2 pseudogenes are annotated in these 1,714 nt (G+C 55.4%); both read right to left on the bottom strand.

What is annotated here, in order from left to right:
• Positions 1-7: 7 nt before the first annotated feature.
• Positions 8-1,227, bottom strand: a pseudogene (locus MHK05_RS11775) (IS30-like element IS1513 family transposase).
• 19 nt (positions 1,228-1,246) lie between these two features.
• Positions 1,247-1,456: pseudogene (locus MHK05_RS11770) on the bottom strand (hypothetical protein); the annotation flags it as partial.
• Positions 1,457-1,714: the final 258 nt, after the last annotated feature.

The following is a 1,714-nucleotide window of genomic DNA, read 5'->3' as shown; positions in this document are numbered from 1 at the left end:
GGCGGAATCAAGCGGTGGATGCGCCACGCTTGAATAGTTCGTTAAGTATTTCACGTGGGGTTGCGCCGCCGAGGATTTGTCGGGGTGTTTCGTTGAGCTCATTTTGCACCCACGCGACATGTTCGGGTGTGACGGTGGCAAAGTCGGTGCCCTTTTTGTAGAACCTGCGCCTGATCTCGCCGTTGGTGTTCTCGTTGGTTGGTCTCTGCCACGGTGAGTGCGGTTCACAGAAAAACACCTGGCAGCCGTCTTTAATCTGGACTTGTGCTGTGACAGCCATTTCTGCGCCTTGGTCCCATGTGATGGTCTTTAGCTGCTCGGTGTTGAGGTCTTTGACCATGTCCTGCAGGGTTGCGACCACGGTGTGTGAACTGTGCTCATCGGGAAAGTGTCCAAGCAGGGTGTAACGGCTGGTGCGCTCTACTAGGGTAATCAGCGCGCTTTTGCCACCTTTACCAATAACAAGGTCGCCCTCCCAGTGCCCGGGAATAGCCCTGTCATCAGCTTCCGGGCTGCGGTGGGTGATCTCAGCACCTTTGATCCAAAGGCGACCGGTTAACACGCCAGCGTTTCGGGCACGACGCTTGCGTGTTGAGCCGCCGCGGATAAGTACGTCTTTAGTCTTCATGACTTCTTCAAGCTCGGCTCGCAGGCTGCCTTTGCCTTGAATGTATAAGGCACTGTAGATCGCTTCGTGGGAAATACGCATGCTTTCATCATCGCTGAAAGCATGCTCAAGCCATGCACTAATGCGCCCAGGTGACCACCTGCGGGCAAGGCAATCGACTACTACACCCCGAAGCGTTGGGCTTTCATCGAGCTTGCGTAGTTTTGGCCGCACCATCCGACCAGCAGTAGAAACAGCAGCGTTGTGGGCGTTATACCGCAGCTGCTCTGTGCCGTCCTCATCGACGATCTTCCAACCATTACGGGTGATTTCACGAGCGACGACACTGTGGTGCCTATTTATTTTCTGCGCGATGGCTCGTGCCGAATCACCGACACGACATCCCGCTTCAATAGCAACACGGTCTTCAACAGTAAGCCTGCGACCACGCCCTACTAAGGCGTGTTTGTCGAATACGCCGCTAGGAAATCCATCAACGGCTTGAGTTTTCATCGGTGCTGGCATAACAGAATCTTTACCCAGCTTCTTGCCTGTATCTGGCAAAGACACCACCGCCTCATCAGGCGTTCGACGATGTCGCTGCCGGCGTAACTTCGCATACCGCTGCTTCCTTATCCACCCATACACGGTAGAAGGATGCACACCGATAGCATAAGCCACTGTCTGACAGCTCTCACCAGCAAGCACTCGCTCCACGGCCTGGGCACGTTTATCAGGTGACAAGTGGGCGCGTCTAGGCCGCACTTCGATTACACCAGCTTTCTTTAACCTGCTGTGAAGCAAGCCAGTCGATATTCCAACAGTCTGTGCTGCTTGACTGATCGACATACCTGCACGCACCAACCCAACAGCCTCACGGACAAACGGATCACGCAAACGACTCGCACGCCTGCCTGGAGGTTCGACACCTCTTACCCTCAACCAACCGTAAACCGATTCGGGGCCTACACCCACATCACGCGCGACCAGGCTAACTGCCTCGCCTGCCACCACGCGCTCAACAGCAGCATCCTTAACATCCTTCGGAGTCCAACGCGTCACAACTACCTCCCGGTCGAAGTGGCGCATTCACCCCTTGACAGCACG

It is taken from the genome of Corynebacterium nasorum (genome assembly GCF_022347325.1).
Lineage (GTDB): Bacteria > Actinomycetota > Actinomycetes > Mycobacteriales > Mycobacteriaceae > Corynebacterium > Corynebacterium kefirresidentii.
Note: the sequence above shows the minus strand (reverse complement) of the source record. Positions and strands in the feature narration are given on the sequence as shown.